Annotated in this window: 12 protein-coding genes; 2 read left to right on the top strand and 10 right to left on the bottom strand. The window is 45.0% G+C overall.

Going from position 1 to position 15,685, the window contains the following annotated elements; translation table 11 throughout:
- Positions 1-36: 36 nt before the first annotated feature.
- From L5M18_RS00060 to L5M18_RS00030, 7 genes are all read right to left on the bottom strand, one after another.
- Positions 37-327 carry a DUF2607 family protein gene (locus L5M18_RS00060; RefSeq protein WP_028761491.1) on the bottom strand — a complete coding sequence of 97 codons (291 nt, stop codon included), beginning with the start codon at positions 325-327 and terminating at the stop codon, positions 37-39.
- 154 nt (positions 328-481) lie between these two features.
- Positions 482-1,483 carry a siderophore ABC transporter substrate-binding protein gene (locus L5M18_RS00055; protein WP_317629888.1) on the bottom strand — a complete coding sequence of 334 codons (1,002 nt, stop codon included), beginning with the start codon at positions 1,481-1,483 and terminating at the stop codon, positions 482-484.
- A complete protein-coding gene (locus L5M18_RS00050; RefSeq protein ID WP_263195654.1) occupies positions 1,480-2,262 on the bottom strand; it encodes an ABC transporter ATP-binding protein in 783 nt (260 codons plus the stop codon). The genes L5M18_RS00055 and L5M18_RS00050 overlap by 4 nt, the downstream gene beginning before the upstream one ends.
- Positions 2,259-3,209, bottom strand: coding sequence for an iron chelate uptake ABC transporter family permease subunit (locus L5M18_RS00045; protein ID WP_263195653.1), 951 nt, complete (start codon positions 3,207-3,209; stop codon positions 2,259-2,261). The genes L5M18_RS00050 and L5M18_RS00045 overlap by 4 nt, the downstream gene beginning before the upstream one ends.
- Positions 3,206-4,147, bottom strand: a complete 942-nt coding sequence (locus tag L5M18_RS00040; RefSeq protein WP_286992131.1) for an ABC transporter permease — start codon at positions 4,145-4,147, stop codon at positions 3,206-3,208. Before L5M18_RS00040 ends, L5M18_RS00045 begins: the two co-directional genes overlap by 4 nt.
- 72 nt (positions 4,148-4,219) lie before the next feature.
- Entirely contained in the window at positions 4,220-4,930 is a 711-nt protein-coding gene (locus L5M18_RS00035; RefSeq protein ID WP_263195652.1) for a TetR/AcrR family transcriptional regulator, read from the bottom strand.
- 92 nt (positions 4,931-5,022) lie between these two features.
- Positions 5,023-7,140 (bottom strand): TonB-dependent receptor, encoded by a 2,118-nt coding sequence (locus L5M18_RS00030; RefSeq protein WP_263195651.1) that lies wholly within the window; start codon positions 7,138-7,140, stop codon positions 5,023-5,025.
- Positions 7,141-7,459: 319 nt separating this feature from the next.
- On the opposite strand from L5M18_RS00030, the gene L5M18_RS00025 reads away from it, so the two are divergent.
- A complete protein-coding gene (locus L5M18_RS00025) occupies positions 7,460-9,061 on the top strand; it encodes an ATP-binding cassette domain-containing protein (protein WP_263195650.1) in 1,602 nt (533 codons plus the stop codon).
- Positions 9,058-10,635, top strand: coding sequence for an ATP-binding cassette domain-containing protein (locus tag L5M18_RS00020; RefSeq protein WP_263195649.1), 1,578 nt, complete (start codon positions 9,058-9,060; stop codon positions 10,633-10,635). The genes L5M18_RS00025 and L5M18_RS00020 overlap by 4 nt, the downstream gene beginning before the upstream one ends.
- Before the next feature lie 284 nt (positions 10,636-10,919).
- Here the strand turns inward: L5M18_RS00020 and L5M18_RS00015 are convergent, their stop codons facing one another.
- The 3 genes from L5M18_RS00015 to L5M18_RS00005 all read right to left on the bottom strand — a co-directional run bounded on the left by L5M18_RS00015 (position 10,920) and on the right by L5M18_RS00005 (position 15,448).
- On the bottom strand, positions 10,920-12,329 hold the full coding sequence (locus tag L5M18_RS00015; RefSeq protein ID WP_263195726.1) for an ammonia-forming cytochrome c nitrite reductase subunit c552: 1,410 nt from the start codon (positions 12,327-12,329) through the stop codon (positions 10,920-10,922).
- On the bottom strand, positions 12,313-13,524 hold the full coding sequence (locus L5M18_RS00010; protein ID WP_263195648.1) for an NnrS family protein: 1,212 nt from the start codon (positions 13,522-13,524) through the stop codon (positions 12,313-12,315). The genes L5M18_RS00015 and L5M18_RS00010 overlap by 17 nt, the downstream gene beginning before the upstream one ends.
- A 1,339-nt stretch (positions 13,525-14,863) precedes the next feature.
- Entirely contained in the window at positions 14,864-15,448 is a 585-nt protein-coding gene (locus L5M18_RS00005; protein WP_263195647.1) for a hypothetical protein, read from the bottom strand.
- Positions 15,449-15,685: the final 237 nt, after the last annotated feature.

Raw genomic sequence — 15,685 nt, 5'->3', positions numbered from 1 at the left:
TCAAAGTTAATTAAGATAAATTAAATAAACAGTAACTTATGCTGTTATGGGCGGAGCACGACTATTGAAGAAACGACTAAAAGGTCGCTTAAAGGAAACGGCCTGAAACTCAACCGAAATATAACCCTGTTGAGCGAGTTGGAAATGAAAGGGTGTACTGGTTAGCGCATGTTGCAACTGGTGCTGATGTAAGCACAGCGAACAATTGGCCTTGGAGTCTTCACTAGCATGGGAAACACTGTGAACAGCAATGGCAACAGACAATAGCACCAATATGGCAGCAAGCCATATTGCTAGGGTGCGTCTTGTTTGTATCACACTATTCAAACCCTACTTCCTCAGATAATTTGGCAGGCGATTGTATGTTAAGCACTACTAAAGTTGCAAACCGATTTACCTAAGCCGTAGGGCTTAAATGTTACAAGAGGTAACTTATCTCATGAGTCATTAGCTATGCCGTCCATAGACGATTTGCAACCTGCTACTTTACATAACCCTTTAACACATCATCAATCATGATATTAAGGGATGTTATTCCGGCCCCTGTTATATACCAAGCCTCTGGATCTACAAAGATGACATTCCCCGTCTTCCAAGCATTAGTCTCGCGCAATATAGGGTTATCTATAGACTGTTTATCCAATACAGGGCTTCGCTCCATCACTGCGGTTCTGTCGACGACATAAATAATGTCGGGATTGTTTTCAAGAATAAACTCGCTTGATACAGGTTGACCGTGCAATCCCATCTGCTCTGATAAGCTAGCGGGTTTAACCCCTAGTGCACTGTAAATGAAACCATAGCGAGAACGAATACCTAAAAATCGAAAAGCGCCATTATTATGTAGCACCACCAAGGCTTTTTCTGGCCTGTCCTTAATGACCATTCTGGCGGCTTGGATCTTAGTTTCCAGTTCATCCACTTTATGTTTTGCCAATGTTTGCTTATCGAATAATTTACCCAGCATCAATAAGTGTTTTGTGACTATATCAAAGTAATCGCTGTTGCTGTCTTGGTAATCAATATCCAAATGAATGGTTGGTGCCAAATTGAAAAGCGCTTGATAATGACTAGCTTGAACGGATGACATCAGCACTAAATCGGGTTTAAGTGCATAAATACGTTCCATATTGGGTTGAACGATAGCACCTAAATCAACGATATCACTATTGTTGCTGTAGTCTTTCAGGTAGTAAGGAACAAAATCCTTTGGCATGCCGACAATCGGAACACCCAACTGTTCGAGATAGTCGACTTCATTCATATCTAAGGCGGCAACGCGTACTGGCCGTTTTGTAATAACAGTAGTGCCCAGCTTATGCTCTACCTCTATCGGGGCAAAATCCAACTCAGCCGTTGAAGCACTCGTATCCAATGATGCAAGTTGTACTGATTCGGTTTTATTGTCGCAGGCCAGCAAAAAAGCCGAGCTAAATAACAGAATCGCCATCACTTTAGTACCGCTTTTACATTTCGACGTCACTTGTATTCTCCTTGTAAGTTGAAGTTGAAATAGTTACAAACTGTTCCTTGGCTCGTTTTCAGCACTTCAAGATCCAGTTCGTACAGTGCTTTTAACCTTTGTGCTGTGACGACCTCTTCAACGGGTCCAGCGCAGTGCACAACGCCTTGCTTCATACCGACAATATAGTCGGAGTAGTTAGCCGAAAAATTGATATCGTGAACCACTAACACTACCGTTCGTTTGTAATCGTCACACAGATGGCGAAGTGCCCGCATGATGCTAACGGCATGTTTCATATCCAGATTGTTGAGCGGTTCATCTAACAATAAATAATCCGTTTGCTGCGCAATCGCCATTGCCAGAAAAGCCATTTGGCGTTGTCCGCCGCTAAGTTCATCAATAAATACATTGGCTAATGACTGTAAAGCTAAAAACGACAGCGCTTCATCAATGGCGCGATGATCTTCCTTTGTGAGTGCCCCTTGGCTATAGGGAAAACGACCAAATGCCACTAACTCCCTGACCGTCAGGCGTAAATTGAGGCTGTTAAACTGACGCATGGTTGCCACTTGCTTGGCATAATCCTTCAAGGGAATATTGTGGATAGCAGTACCTTTGAGTAATACCTCGCCCTGCTGGATATTCAGTAACCGACCAATCGACATCAGTAAGGTACTTTTGCCGGCACCGTTGGGGCCGATGAGAGAAGTCATTTGATGTTCGGGAAATTGTGCAGTGACATTTTTTAGCACAGGTTTCGCGCCATAAGACTGATATAAGTTATTGACGGTTATCACACTGCGCTCCGAGGTTTAAGAATTAAGACAAAGAAATAGGCGCCACAAAATAGATTAATTAACAGCCCAACACTGGTTTGATAATTAAACAGATGCTCAACGAGCATTTGCGCGATCAGAAAAACCGAGATAGCAACGGCGCATCCTGTTATCAAAGTAAATGAGTGCGACGGATGCCTTGCCAGTGCATAGGCCATGTTCGCGACAAATATCCCCATAAAAGCAGTCGGCCCCACTAAACTGGTTGATATTGCGACCAATACCGCGATAAGACCCAATAGCAGGCGCACCACTTTTTGATAATCAATACCAAGAGAGATAGCTTGCTCCCGCCCCATCAGTAATACATCAAGTACAGCACGCACTCTCCAAGCGGCAATACACACGGCACTGACAAGTACTAGAGAGATAAACAATTGCTCTGGTTGAGCGCGGTTGAACGACGCTAAGCTATAGCTCTGGAAAATAGAAAATTCACCGGGACTGATAGAATATTGGATTAACTGAGTAAAACTGCCTAACACCACCGTAAGCACTAAGCCAACAAGCAGTAGGAAGAACACATCATGTCGATCTCCACTAAATAGCCAGCGGTGAATCGCCATAGAGTAAAGCAACATCACCACGACTGAGACAAAGAAATTGCTGTTAGCGGTGATCAGAATACTGCTGCCCGTCCCTAAGATAAGGATCAACAGTGCCTGCAAAATCAAGTAAACCCCTTCATACCCCATGATAGATGGCGTTAAAATGCGATTTCCGGCTAAGGTCTGAAACAGTATCGAAGAAAACGCAATACAGACACCACCAAGGCAAATAGTGCCCAAACGCACCAATCGATTCGGTATGACATAGTCAAAATCAAAGCCTGAGCCCATCAATAAAAATGTGACTGCCAACATAATAGGCAGCCCCCAGCTCAAAAAACGCCATGCACTGTCTTTCATTTGATTTTCCAAACGATAACTAAAAATATGAGTCCACCTAAACAGCTTGCCGTTAGACCTATAGGAATTTCAAAGGGATACAAAACAAGCCGACCAAGCAAGTCACAGATAATCAGTAGTGTTGCGCCAGCAAAGGCGATAATAGGCAAGGTACGTTTTAAATTATCGCCGTAACGCATAGCGACAAGATTAGGAATAATCAAACCAATAAATGGAATGCTCCCGACTGTGATAACTGTGGTCGCTATGGTCAGGGAAACCAGCACTAACCCTAAGATAACTAGGTTGAAATAACTCAGGCCTAGTGTGGTAGCTAAGCCTTCGCCCATTCCTACAATGGTAAAGCGCTGTGCATAAAGGTAGGTCAGTATGACTACGGGAAGGATCAGATAGATGATTTCGTAGTTACCCTGCACGATTTTTGAAAAATCACCCAGCATCCATCCCTGCATACTTTGCATCATATTGTTTTGATAAGCATAAAGTTCCGCTATCGCACTGAGTACACTGCCAAACATAATCCCAATAATTGGAATGAGTACTGGACTCTTATACCGAATACCACGAATAATCAGAATAAAAGCTAAGCTCGCAAGCAGGCAAAAAACCAAAGCCCCCAACATTCTGGCGGTGACACCCATACTTGGAGCATGAATGATTGAAATTAATATGCCTAGTTTGGCGGCATCAAGCCCGCCACAAGTAGCAGGTTCAACAAACTTGTTTTGCACAATCTGCTGCAATATCACGCCACAGACTGCGAGCCCGACACCTGAGCAAATCAAGGCAAAGAGCCGCGGCAAGCGACTCGCAGATAACACCAACCAGACATCATCCGATAACGTCAGCATCTGCGTCACAGAGGCATACTTTGCACCTAGCAGCAATGAGGCAAAACAAAGCACAAAAAAGCACGTCAGTGCATAAACCACCTTCACAAGCTGTTACTTCCTATACGCAATAAATCTTGTACTAATCTGTAGCCGCTATGAGGTTTTCATATCGACGCGCTATGTTTGAGCCTTATCGGATCCCCCAGCCTTTTGGGCATGGGTAACGGCAATCCCCGCTAACACTAAGTCACGTTTTCGCTCCCACCATTTGCGGGCGCCCACCTTCATGATGTCTACCATCGCATTTATCTGCTCAGCTTTATCAGGGAGCTTGGTGGCTTCATCTTCCCAAATTGCGATAATTCGCTCTTTACGTGTCCGACCATCGGCTTCTGGTTTAGTGGTTGACCACCATCCCAAAAAGCACTCCCCCACCATGTCAACTAAGATATCAACGGCAAGCACTGCTTCATCAAGGGAGAAGCCTTTTTGTTGCAGCTTTTCGACCGACTCAGCAAAAGAACGTATACCCGATGACGGCGTAACACAGGCCTGATGGATAGACTCAGCGAGGCCAGGATGACGCTCATACAGTGCCCAAATGGCATCGGTCAATATGATCAATTCGCTCCGCCAATCGGTGGCTGCTGGCGCTCGCCAGTCCAGCTCATTAATTGCAAGCTCAGCAGCAATGGAGATAACATCATTCCGACCTGCTACGTGATGGTAGAGGGAAGAATGATCGACCTTTAAATGCGCGGCTATAGCAGGGATGGTCGCTTGATCAACCCCAATCTCCAACGCAGCTCTGGCGATAGCCTCACGGGAAATACGGCTTGGTCTACCACGCTGGCGTTTTTGAGTGGGTTGATCCGGTACTTGTGTCATATCGATAAGGTTTCCAAGGCAAAAAAGCCATTCTAACCGCTCTTGCTACCCGCTGCATGGCAATAGCCAATACCGCGGGTAGAAGCTAGCCGCTAAAACTTCGCCCTGACGCCTACACCTATTTCTCGAGGTTCAAGTAAATATGCATCCACGCCTCCGGTACTTCTGTCAGCCATTTTTGCCACAGGTGCACGTTCATCCAGCAAATTACGTGCATAAACAAAGGCTTCAAAATATTGGTTGATTTGATAGGAAGAATTCAGGTTTACCGTAGTGTAAGATCCCACTCTTAACTCTGGCTCATTGGTATCCGTTGAAAAGTATCCATCCGTATGGCGCACATCACCGCTCAGTTTGATAGTGTCTGTGATTGAATAGTCAAACCCTATATTGAACATATATCCCGGCGCTTTACTAAACTCGTTGCCGACAAACTCCTCGCCACGGTAGTCATTAAATTCACTTATCTCAGTTTCAAGTAAACCCAGCCCACCATATAGGCTAAAACTATCGACCACTTTAAAGTTCCAATCTAATTCAATCCCATAGCTTTGCGCTTCATCGGCATTAATAATGACAGAACCAAAGGGACGTCCATCGAGGTAATCAGTAACAGAACGTTGTGAATCCTTAAAGCGGGTGTAAAAGAGATTGCTATTTATGATTAAGCGCTGTTCAAGCAGATCGATACGGGTAAAAAGTTCATAGTTCCATGCCGATTCGGCATCGAATGTATAATATTCGCCGCCGCGGAAGTTAATGCCTGTGCCCCCAGGAATGTTACCTTCACTGATCATAGCGCCGACTAAGACGTTATCTGTCAGATCATAGGACAGGGCAACCTTAGGTAATAACGCCGTAAACGTTTCTTCATATTGATGGCGCACACCTGGGATGTAGCTGGCAATACCATCGTGGCTAATTTCATCAGACTGATAACGGAGTGCGCTGGTGAATGCCCACTTAGGTGAGAAGCGCCATATGACTTCACCGTAGGGGGCAAAACTGGTATGTCTCAAGTCGGCGTCGGCATTACCAAATACGTTGTTCAGCTTGTTGTTGGTTTTATCATCCCAGTAGAAGACACCGGCAACCCCACTAAACTCTGAACTTTTGTCACCAAAGTTCAGCCTTATATCATTCGAAAAGTTTTCATTATCTCGTTTTGCGATCCCTTGATAAGGTGCTGCGAAGCGATAATCAAACTGCCCTTCTGAATACTGCAGTTGGTTATGCAACTTCATCCCATTGTCGAACACATATTCAAGATCAAAAATCCCGACATGATTACTGACTTCTTGATTATCCTGAAAAATTGAACGATTTTCTAAGTCATCATAGGGTTCTGATACCACCTCGTTTCTGGGACGTTTAGCCTCAGTGGAGGAATAAGTCAGCATGGCGGAAAAGTTGCTGTATTTTTCGGGTTCCCATAGCAACTTCGCCCGTAGATTTTGGTTTTTAAACTCAAAATCTAAATCATGGGCAGTAAAATCGGGGTTAACGTAATCAACAAAGGTATCTCTAGCGCTGTAATCTGCGCTAATTCTTGCGGCAAAGTCATTACTTAGCGCACCGGACGCCATGACCGAAAAGCGCTGCTTATTCCGACTGCCATAAAGTGCTTGCGCTGCAAATTCTGGCGTATAAGTGGGGTTATGGGTATGGATAACTACAGCGCCAGCAATACTGTTGGCTCCTTGACTGGTCGTTTGCGGACCACGGTAGACTTCAATAGACGACACATCCCACACGCCTGCGGCGCCTAAATCCAGTTCTGCGGGGCTCAGATATTTACCATCCACACTGATAGTTGCACCCGGCACAGGCTTAGATAAGTAGGCATTACCCGCTGCAACAGGCCCTTTAGTATCCGTACCGCGGATAATGGGCGCATCGGTATTTCCGGCATAAATTAAGTTTGGCGTACCGCCGAGAATTTCAGAAATCGTTGATTGGTCGGCATTTTTCCTCAACTGTTCTTCAGTGATGACCGTCACTGAACTCGCCGTTTCCTTCAGCGTGCGCTCGATTTTCTGACCGTAAACTGTGATGACTTCAATATTTCCCGCTGCATCTTGTTGCTTGGATTGCTTATCTGGAGCAGTTCCACTGTCAGCAATAGTTGAGCCTGAAATAGCGCTAAGCCCCAGCGCAAGAGAACCGATAACCCACTTTGATTGTGGGTAAAACTTACCAAATCGGGGCATGTTTAATAACTCCTTATACGAAAGATTTGTTGCCAATGAGAATAGTTATCAATTATATTATCGCCGTTCAAAAAATTTATCAACACCGTGTTGATAAATAAAAATGACCGCTTAATATGGTCGCCATCTCATGGCGGTTCAATTTTTATGAAACAAGGAATTTGGCTCGTGGATGTTCATTTGCCCATAGACTCTGGCACTCAGACTATTTTTTACTCTGCAATATCAAGACTTCATCGCTTCATTGGCCTTGTGTTAATCACACTTTCCAGACCGAAGCCCAGCCTGTTCCACTTCGATTTTTTAGGTGAACATTAAAATGCAGCGACTTTTCAGTCCCACTTCAACATTAGCCTTCGCCCTACGTCCGGCGATTCCCGCACTCACTTTCGGAATGCTGCTAGCGGCAGGTGCTGGCGTGACGACACTAGGTGCACTCTGGTGCTTGATTCAACTTATTGCTGGTCATCACTCGCTATGGTTAGCGGGGGCGCTCATATTTGGGGTCGTGTCAGCGCTACTATCAGCTGGCGCATCTTGGGTTAACCACAATGCTGAGGCGCAATTTTCTGGAAGATTAAGGCGTCATGTTGCAGCGCATCTTGTCAGGTTGCCACCAAGCACCTTGGCAAAATATAAGGGCGAAAAGTTAAAGCGATTAATGGTCGATGACATAGCGTCATTGCATCATATGATCGCGCATTTACCCTCAGAATTAGCGACCTTTATCATTGTCCCTGCCATTACTATCGGTTTGCTGATCTTAAGTGCGGGCTTAGTGGCATTACTTGCCCTTATCCCAGGCCTAGTCGCCGCACTTTTCTATTTGGTTGTGATCCCAAAGCTTGCTGTAAAACAGGGGGAAACACGAGTCAATGTGATGGGAAATATCACTGCAGCAGTAGATGACTACGCCCGTGGTGCGCCTGTATTTCGCATTTATGGCGCACAAACGGGTGCTATGGCCGATTACCAAAAGGCAACTAAGCATTTTATTGAGGAGATCATTGAGCGGGTAAGCAAGGTATCCACTTCAGTCGCCGTGGCCACATCACTACTGCAGGCTGTCTGTACTTTTGCCATTGTCTATGCCATCGGGTATGAATGGCCGCCAGAAAACCTTGCTGCAGCCTTGTTCTTCAGTCTGGCCATAGTCACGCCAGCCCTAAAGCTCGGGCATGGGCTTGATTATCTCGCAACGGGCCGCGCCGCCGCTCAGCGGCTAACGGATTTTCTTGAGCAATCGAGAGTTCCTGTTGGTAACGGCAATATTGAGCTTAAAGAAAATATGGCGCTCACCCTCACGAATGTTGTGCCTTCACTGTCTACAAGCAATCAATCTGTGCCCATTAACTATCAATTTAGATCTGGCAGAGTGACGGCAGTTACAGGGATCAGTGGTGTTGGCAAATCCACATTACTGCGCTTATTAGCTGGCATGGAGCTGCTACATGCCGGAGATATTCGACTCGCTGGTATTGCACTCAATGAGATGGATGAAGCCTCGATTAATCGCGCGATCATGCTATTACCGCAAAGTGCGGGGGTGTTGGCAACCTCCATCGCCGACAATCTCGCGCTCACCGCACCTTGTGCCACGGATGACGATTACTTAGCAGCATTACACTGCGCGCAATTGGATAAACCCTTAAATACTCATGCAAGCACACTGTCTGGCGGTGAAATACAACGCGTTAATCTTGCCCGTGTGTTTCTTTCACCCGCTAGGGTGATATTGCTTGATGAACCCACATCGGCCCTAGACAGCGAAACGGCGTTTAACGTGTTCACAGCACTACGCCATCACGCAAAAACAAACCACAAAACCATTGTGATGGTCACCCATGACTTAACGCTTGCCGAGCTGGCGGATGACAAGCTCGCACTCAAGCATCATCACAGGGAAGGAGAAGGCCAATGATAAATCGTCCCCAAGATTACGCAGCCATAAAGCACTTAATACCTGTTGCCTGCGGTTGGGCTGTGGCGGCCATATTGGAAGCGGCATGCTACATTCAACTGGCTTTAGCCATTATTGAGCAGCAATCACCGCAAAAACTACTATCGATTGCCACAATAACCATACTCACCACAATACTGGCTTCGCGTTCAGGTTTTTGGGCTGGCGCAAGGCTGGCCAATGCGCTCTACAGTGCATTGGGCACGACCATGCAACAAGCTAAACTATCTTGGTTTACACCGAGTGTCAGGACACTACTCATAGAAACTGTCTCTCGGAGTATTCCTGGCTTTATGAGTATTCCGGCACATCAATTTCAGGTATTTATTCATGCACCGCTTATTCCACTCTGCATTACCTTTGGCATAGGATTGATCGGTGGCATGCCACTGGTACTGATGTTGGCTAGCTTGTTGCTCGTGTCATTTGTGATTCAGAGTATGGCGCAACGAGCCCTTGCCCGCGCAGATATGGACAGAAACAACACTGAATTGGCAGCAGATCAGTCAACCCTTGAACTGATCGACCACTCTGAGTTACTGCGCACAGCAGCAGGATATAGCGGCGCAACAACACGATTGGAGCAAAACTGGCAAACACAAGAAATCGCACTGGAACGAACTAATCGCGCCGCTGCTATAGCAACATTACTGTCGGCTATCGCCAGCTTTTTACCTATTGCAGGTATGGCACTCTATCTGGTGCTATCCGGTATAAACAATACGACAATGCAGCTCGCTGTTTTGATGTTGACCATGCGCGCGGCGGCGCCACTTAAGACTCTCGCCGTGGCGGCAATAAGCATTAATGATCAGCTAGCGGCTATTAAACACTATCGACAAGCGACTCATGCGCCAATGCTCAAAGAGCCAAGCCAAGCGCTACAAAAGACACCGAACAATCATACAATAGAATTGAATAACGTAACATTTCCCCCTGCGGTGCAAAATATCAATGCCACTATCGAATCAGGTGAACGCGTACTGATTTGTGGCCCGAGCGGTTCAGGTAAAACCAGCTTACTTAAGCTATTGATGCGCTTTGATGATCCCACCCTAGGCCTGATCACTTTGGGCAAGGTGCCGCTCACGTCAGTTCCCGCAACTGAACTTGCCCGCTTTTTCGCCTATGTGCCGCAGGATCCACTCATCTTTACAGGCACCATTGCCAGTAACATTCGTATTGGTAACCCTGATGCCGACGATCAAGCCGTAGATAAAGCGGCACGCCAAGTGGCGCTGGATGAAGTATTAGACAGATCAAAACTGGGCATTTATCAAGAAGTCGGCTTGCAAGGCGCAGGGTTATCGGGAGGGGAACGCCAAAGGCTTGCCTTAGCACGCGCGCTTATCAAAAATGCACCGATTCTGATAATGGATGAGGCCACCTCGGCATTGGATGAAGAGACAGAAAAGCGTGTAGCCAAGGCTATTTGCGAACAGAGTTGTACATTGGTTTTAGTTTCGCACCGAAACCAATCACTTTGGCAGCCAACCAAGATAATAGAATTTCATCAATCAGTTGCCTCAAAGTAGGATCGGCTTTCTACACATTAGAAAACTGAATTACAGATGTCAGACACAGATTACAGTGATTAATTTGTCGTTATTGACCACATCTCAATGAGTTATGTACTGCAGCCGAAATGACATGAATCATTTCGACTGCAGTTATTGCTCGTGCAAAGAAGATGAGCATTACTGTAGAACCGACCAAGCCTTGTTGGCATAACGCTCACTGAATCAAAGCATAAATACTCGAGCTTCCTCTCGCTTTTGAGCTATAAAATCCCTCAAATTATCAGCTACCCGTTAATAAACTAGTAACCATATTTTGCGACAGGGTGCCAGTTTTTATTAACATCCTCTTCAATAAACTTTTGTTTTTCTTTGATTAAATCTGATTCAACTAACCCTATCGCTTGATGGGCCTTTTCCTTAGTACTGATATCTGGATAACTAACTTGAGTCACGTTAAGTTGCTTCAATATTCCAGCGAGCAGATGACGTGCTTCGTTCGCTTGTTCGATGGCTTTATCTAAAAGCTGCTTACCTTCTTGTGGATTATGTGCATATAAACCATGTGAAGACATGGCAAAGTCCCAGCGCCACTGACTGTGTCGTATCGCCATAATGGGCTCATTCATATTCTCCCATTTAGCACCTGCATCCCATGCCGCTTTGGCTTCATAGTGGGCCTTGACGAGCAGAGCTTCAACTTCGCGGGCTTTGATCTCAATCGTTAATTTATTGGCCGCGAGCTTGGTTTCAATTTTGGTTTTACTGCTATGGCAGCCACTGCAACTGTTATCAAAATGCGGTAAGGCTTTATCAACTTTATGGCTAGTAAATTCAACACCTTTTGCATCCTGCTGTGTTGGCATATGGCAGGTAATGCAAGTGACACCGACTTCGGCATGTTTACTGCGACTCCAGTGTTCAAACTCAGGATGACGTGCTTTGAGTATGGGCGTTTTCGAAAGAGGATGGATCCATTCGAAGAAGCGGCGAGTGTCATAATATTTTTCAATATCGTCGGCTGTGCTGCCAAAAATCCAGGGAATATTAACAACATTACTTTTTTCCGGACGGAAATAGTAAGTGACATGACACTGACCACATACCTGCGCACCTTGCATATCGGTATCTTGTTTATCGAATGGCAGGTGAATTTTAGCCATAGCCTCTTGGGCATGGGGGCGAGGTAAAGTTAACTTATTAGTGCCAGATTCATGGCAATCACTGCAATACACTACGCTTTGGATCTCTTTGCCCAGATCGGTAAAGTTTTTAGCGGAGTATCCTTCAAATCCCAGTTGTTCAATCAATCTAGGGGCATCCGGTGTCTTGCAGGTCCAACAACTGGCGGATAATCCTTTCTCTCCTGCTTTAGGGGGGACACCTGTACGTAAAGTATGCGTCACATCAGCAACGGCAAAATGGTGCCCACGTGGGCTATGGTACTCTTTGGCATAGGAAGATCCTGCCCAGAGTATAATGCTGGCGGGATAATTGGCGAGCATATCCTCGCGTTCAACTTGTTCAGAGGTGGCTTGCCAAGATTGATATTGGTTAGGATATTTTTGTTGATTGCTAGTATCGGAAGCCGCTACAGATGTACATGTAGTTATGACGAGCAAGCAAATCATTTTTAGCAATGTAACTGTTTTTAAATAAATTTTCACTTTGTATCCTTTTGTCCTAACATCAATATTAACCTGGGCGCCCATCAATACGGGGGCGAGAAAGTATCGGCAAGTAATGCCATACAAACAGTGCAAATGCGATAAACCAGCAACTGCCAGCCAACCATAACCAGACTTGGGTGTGGGCCGGAAACCAGATGGGCATTAATGCCCTGAGCAGTGCCGCTAATGGTAGGCAGATAAATGCCAAGATCATTTTCGGGCCCTCATAAATATTTCGACTTGTGTGCCCGAGTGACACTCTGGAGATCATCGAAAGACAAAGGGTAGCCATACAACCAATAGCAAATAGGTGAAGCAAACTGCGATAGGCATATTCATTATCGAGATACCAAGTCATGGCTAACAGGCAAAGAGGCAACATTAAATAGGCAAGATGCAAGGACCACAACATAGGTTCCTTCAGTGTTTTATGGGGTAACCAGCGTGCAAATCGGACCAGCTGCAAGAGCCCCGCAATGAGCAGTAAGCCTCGCTCGACTTCCAGAGGTATAAGGTGGATGAGTGATTGAATGACGAGCAAGCTCATCGTCAGGATCAGCGGGTATTCAATCCAAGTTAAGGGATCTGCTTTAGTGGCCTTAATGCGCATCGCGGTAAAGAATGGAATCACACGCCCACCGACTATGGTGATAAGTAAGGCTAACCACCATAACATCGCCTGCCAGATCTGGTTGGCAAGGATAAAATCGCGTTCAAATAAAGCGTAATAGCTGACATTGTTAATCACGAGTGCGGCAAACAACATGATCGGAAAACCAATATTGCGCCATTGCTTCACCTTATAAATGCAGCGCCATAGGGTAAGGCTTGCCATACCAAGGAACAATGAATCAAACAAGGCGGGCAAAATGAGCGGAACTTGCATTGGGAGTAAGAGTAATAATCGTGCCAGTAACCAACAGCTAAAGGTCAATGCGAGTGGCCATCCCTTTAATGTAGGTTGGTTCGTCCAATTTTGAACGGCTGTCAGCAAAAATCCACACACAATTGCCATAGCGAAACCGAACAACATTTCATGTGGATGCCACCATAGCGGCAATATTTGACTCCAAAAGGATGTAGGGAAAAAGCTATATTGGGGAGTAAACCAAGTTAATAGCCACAAAGGGATATATAGCGCAGCTAATATTGCTCCCCCAAGGAAAAAAGGTCTAAAGCCTAAGCGCCATAACGCGTGAGTACGTTCGGTTTGTGTAGGATCATCAATATTTAGCATAGTTGTTAGCCGAGTAGCAGAACGATGATGAACACACTTAAGATGCATTCAATATGGACCTTATATTGTACTGTTATGACCTTCAATTCAAACTAAATCTTAGATTTTGGAACTAAGATCCCAAAGATGAACAAAAAATAAAGTGTCGTGGAATACTCATTTCTGACGGCTAATAGGCTTGATCAATGTACTACGGGCTCATGACGGACAAAGGTTCAATGCAGACTTTTACACAGGTAACGGCACAAACAGTCACACGTTGGTAAATTTTAGATGGGAGAAATACCGTTTTGATTTAAATAACCGTGGCTTTGATTGGCCTATCTTATTTCGAACACAGCCAAGACTTTGATAGCACAGGCAGCTCAATTTATAACGGCGATAACAGTTGCAGATGATTATGTGGTAACTCGCTTTAGCATCGATTATCAGGCTAGAAACTGGCGGATTAGTGACTTCGCCAACAACCTATTTGATGAACAAGCATTGACAGGAAATAACCTACAAGTCGCAGTTATGTGGAGGGTTACGACAAAAAAATGGAAATAGTACCGGCAATGGGTAGCGTTAAAAAATGGCGAGTTATTCAATCCAAGCAAAATCATTTTTTTCGTTTTATTCAACACAAAATAAAACGGCTCGCATATTTCTATGCAAGCCGTTGTTTTATTTGGCAGGGGTGGCAGGACTCGAACCCGCAACCATCGGTTTTGGAGACCGCCACAAGACCAAATGATGCTATTCTACGCTAGTTGAAATCAGAGGATTTCATTAAATAATCATATTAATTACAGACAGTTAAATCATTACCTTTAAAAACTCATTTTCAACAGATTTAAGTCATTTTTCAGCGATTTTGTGCCCGCTGCGATTATTTTGGTCACCAATTTTGGTGTAAAAATTCTATTTATTTTCACAAAGAGATACCGAAAAAGGAGCTTTGTTAGACCATATTCTAGAGTTGGGGGGCACGAAAAATCATGCCTTTGCTAAACACCTATAGAACTGAGCATTGTCGAACTTGAGATTTGCCCTTAAGCAAACCTCCAATAGAGAATGATTATTGAACTGTGTAGTAATGTTTTTACCCAAGGATCTATATTGATTAACTGTTCAACTCTTTCAGGTGGAGTAACTGACCAAGTTACGGGGTTGTATAGTGACTTTACCACCATGTTAGTTAATGAGTGGAATGCAGGAGCAGCGGCAGTAGTAGACTTTGCTAGCTCGGTGATGGGTGAGCCAGACCAAATTGATTGCTCTGTATATCCAAGGCCAATGATTTGCGAACTGAACGGGGGGTAAGGGGACTAAAGTCACGTCCCCTTTAGGGAAAAGCTTATTTATTGTCACCGTTGTAAAAGCGGCTCATCCAAGGGTCGATATCAATCAACTGCTCAATAGATAAAGAGGTATTTTCGCCTGATTCATTCGGCTTAACGAAAGGATAAATTTTTTGGGCATTTGAGACAAAAGGGAATTTTGTTCGTTTGCGTAATACTGGCGTAAAAACATAGTATTTTTCATCTAAATCGAGAGACAAAGCGCCGCCGGTGAAGAATCGTTCATAGCTTATAACTGCAAAATGTCCTTTGTCGCCATTGGGGGTGACATCGGAATAACGCAACAGTTTCGGACTGTAATAATGGATGAAGTTACAGGTTTCCTTCGGGGTGTAACCCATTATTTGCGCCTGAGCAATACAGGCTTGGCCTTTGAAACTGAGTCTGGTGTAGTCATCTTTAAAGGTCTTTTCGATGAATTTGAGGTCGCGCTTCTGCTCTGCGGTAGCAATCAACTCTTTTTCTATCGCGTCAAAGACGGTTTGGATGTTAGGGAAGCTGCGATTAAGTGGTCCGCAGCTCCCGATATGACGCCCCAAACCGTCCTTTATCGACGTCCTGTGGTGCGTATTACCATGCATGGCGATCGCCTAATAACATTCATGCCGATCATCCAATAACATTCATGTCGATCGCTCAATAACATCGCAAACCGATCACTTTTGCTTCTTTATGGTAAACCCTGATCGACATGCATGTTATTGCGTGACTTTTTCTCCTCGCTTCGTTAAACCCGCACTTTCTGCTCATTTAATCTGAGGAAAGTGCATGTCTGCGAGGCCTATTACTGTACTGTGAGAAAACTGAAAGAAATTCTG

It is taken from the genome of Shewanella sp. SM20, from assembly GCF_025654545.1.
Lineage (GTDB): Bacteria > Pseudomonadota > Gammaproteobacteria > Enterobacterales > Shewanellaceae > Shewanella > Shewanella oncorhynchi.
The sequence above is the reverse complement of the archived record's forward strand: the minus strand, read 5'-3'. Positions and strand labels throughout refer to the sequence as shown.

Excerpts from the sequence above, each read along its gene's own strand:
- L5M18_RS00045 (WP_263195653.1), bottom strand. The coding sequence starts at position 3,209 with ATGAAAGACAGTGCATGGCGTTTTTTGAGCTGGGGGCTGCCTATTATG.
- L5M18_RS00035 (WP_263195652.1), bottom strand. The coding sequence starts at position 4,930 with ATGACACAAGTACCGGATCAACCCACTCAAAAACGCCAGCGTGGTAGA.
- L5M18_RS00030 (WP_263195651.1), bottom strand. The coding sequence starts at position 7,140 with ATGCCCCGATTTGGTAAGTTTTACCCACAATCAAAGTGGGTTATCGGT.
- L5M18_RS00025 (WP_263195650.1), top strand. The coding sequence starts at position 7,460 with ATGCAGCGACTTTTCAGTCCCACTTCAACATTAGCCTTCGCCCTACGT.
- L5M18_RS00020 (WP_263195649.1), top strand. The coding sequence starts at position 9,058 with ATGATAAATCGTCCCCAAGATTACGCAGCCATAAAGCACTTAATACCT.
- L5M18_RS00015 (WP_263195726.1), bottom strand. The coding sequence starts at position 12,329 with ATGGGCGCCCAGGTTAATATTGATGTTAGGACAAAAGGATACAAAGTG.
- L5M18_RS00010 (WP_263195648.1), bottom strand. The coding sequence starts at position 13,524 with ATGCTAAATATTGATGATCCTACACAAACCGAACGTACTCACGCGTTA.
- L5M18_RS00005 (WP_263195647.1), bottom strand. The coding sequence starts at position 15,448 with ATGCATGGTAATACGCACCACAGGACGTCGATAAAGGACGGTTTGGGG.